The sequence below is a fragment of the Paraburkholderia madseniana genome, from assembly GCF_009690905.1.
GTDB lineage: Bacteria > Pseudomonadota > Gammaproteobacteria > Burkholderiales > Burkholderiaceae > Paraburkholderia > Paraburkholderia madseniana.
On record NZ_VOSW01000264.1, the window covers coordinates 1 to 1,554 of the forward strand.

Here is a 1,554-nt window from a genome sequence, read left to right on the forward strand (position 1 = left end):
CTGATAATCATATAGCCGGCCTCCCCTCCGTTCGGGTCGAACGGCTGGCGTAGAGTCGAGGTGCGAACAGCGACGTGACGCACAGGAGGCCGGCATGAACAAGTTTAGTGGAATCGATCTGCACTCGAACAACAGTGTAGTTGTGGTCAGCGATGAAGCTGACCGGGTTCTCTACCAGCGGCGCTTACCAAACGATCCGCTCCAGATCCGGGCCGCGCTGGCACCGCACCGCGAAGATCTGGTAGGGGTTGTCATCGAAGCAACGTACAACTGGTACTGGCTCGTGGATCAACTGATGAACGATGGCTACCGTGTGCATCTGGCTAACCCCGCGGCAATCAGACAGTACGAGGGACTGAAATACAGTGGCGACTTCACTGATGCGGGCCATCTCGCACAATTGCTGCGTCTGGGGCTACTGCCAGAAGGCTACATTTACCCAGCAGAAGAACGTCCGGTGCGCGACCTCTCGCGCAAGCGCATGCAACTGGTGCAATGCCGGACGGCCCAGATCCTCGCTATCGAGAACCTGTTCTCGCGCAACACAGGTGGGCAGATGCGGGGTGAACGGGTCAAGTGTCTGGATCAGACACAGGTCGGCGCATTCGGCTTTGCACCGGACGTAGAGCTCGCGATGCAGGCCAATCTGGCGGTAATGCAAACCTTGCAGGAGCAGATCGGAATCCTCGAGAAGCGACTCATGGAGCGGGTGAAACTCAAACCCGACTACGTGTTGCTGAACTCGGTGCCCGGCATTGGTCCGGTTCTCGCAACCACCATCATGCTGGAAACCGGAACCATCTCGCGCTTCACCGAGGTTGGTAATTTCAGTTCGTACTGCCGCTGTGTGGACAGCCGGCGCGAAAGCAACAGCAGGAAGAAAGGCGAAGGCAACACAAAGAATGGCAACAAGTATCTGGCATGGGCATTTGTCGAGGCGGCCAACTTCGCCATGCGCTCGTGTCCGGAAGCCAGGCGCTTTTACGAGCGTAAGAAACGCGCACGTAACGGGATTGTCGCGATCAAGGCGCTGGCGCACAAGCTGGCACGCGCCTGCTATCACATGCTTCGGGAGCACAAGCCATTTGATGTAACCCGCTGCTTTGGCTAAAAGGCGGTGCAAGGGGAGCGAGCCCAGTATCGCGACTGGTGAAAAACCATGGTTCTGATTGGGTCTTCCCTTTGCTCCGCCTCCTGTTTGCAGATGACCGGGTCGCCCAGGCAATGAGCCACGCTCGACTGGCGTTGCGCGAGCAACAGCCACGGTTCTGAAACCCATTGGACCTTGTCTGGCACCAACGTTTCTCTGGGGCGGCACCGCCGCCAGGGCGATCGACAACTCATCGCCGATCGCTTGATCCCGATGGGTGTCTGGTGCGATCCGGTTCGCAACCAGCCGCGAGAAAACGGATGCGATACCGCGCCCTGCAGGCAGCCGAGACAGGATAACGGAAGGAATTTCGCCGGATTGCCGTGACGATGAAAATGACCATCGTCACGGCAATCCGGCGATGGCTAAACTCGTACCTTGACTTCGGCCGACTAATGGGTGTC

The 1,554-nt window shown here is 58.2% G+C and carries 1 protein-coding gene; it reads left to right on the forward strand.

The window, feature by feature from the left end; all coding sequences use genetic code 11:
• Positions 1-94: 94 nt before the first annotated feature.
• A complete protein-coding gene (locus FSO04_RS45715; protein WP_154567999.1) occupies positions 95-1,111 on the forward strand; it encodes an IS110 family RNA-guided transposase in 1,017 nt (338 codons plus the stop codon).
• The last annotated feature ends 443 nt before the right edge of the window (positions 1,112-1,554 follow it).

What these genes read in the sequence shown, in the direction of transcription:
- FSO04_RS45715 (WP_154567999.1), top strand. Translation starts at nt 95, where the DNA reads ATGAACAAGTTTAGTGGAATCGATCTGCACTCGAACAACAGTGTAGTT.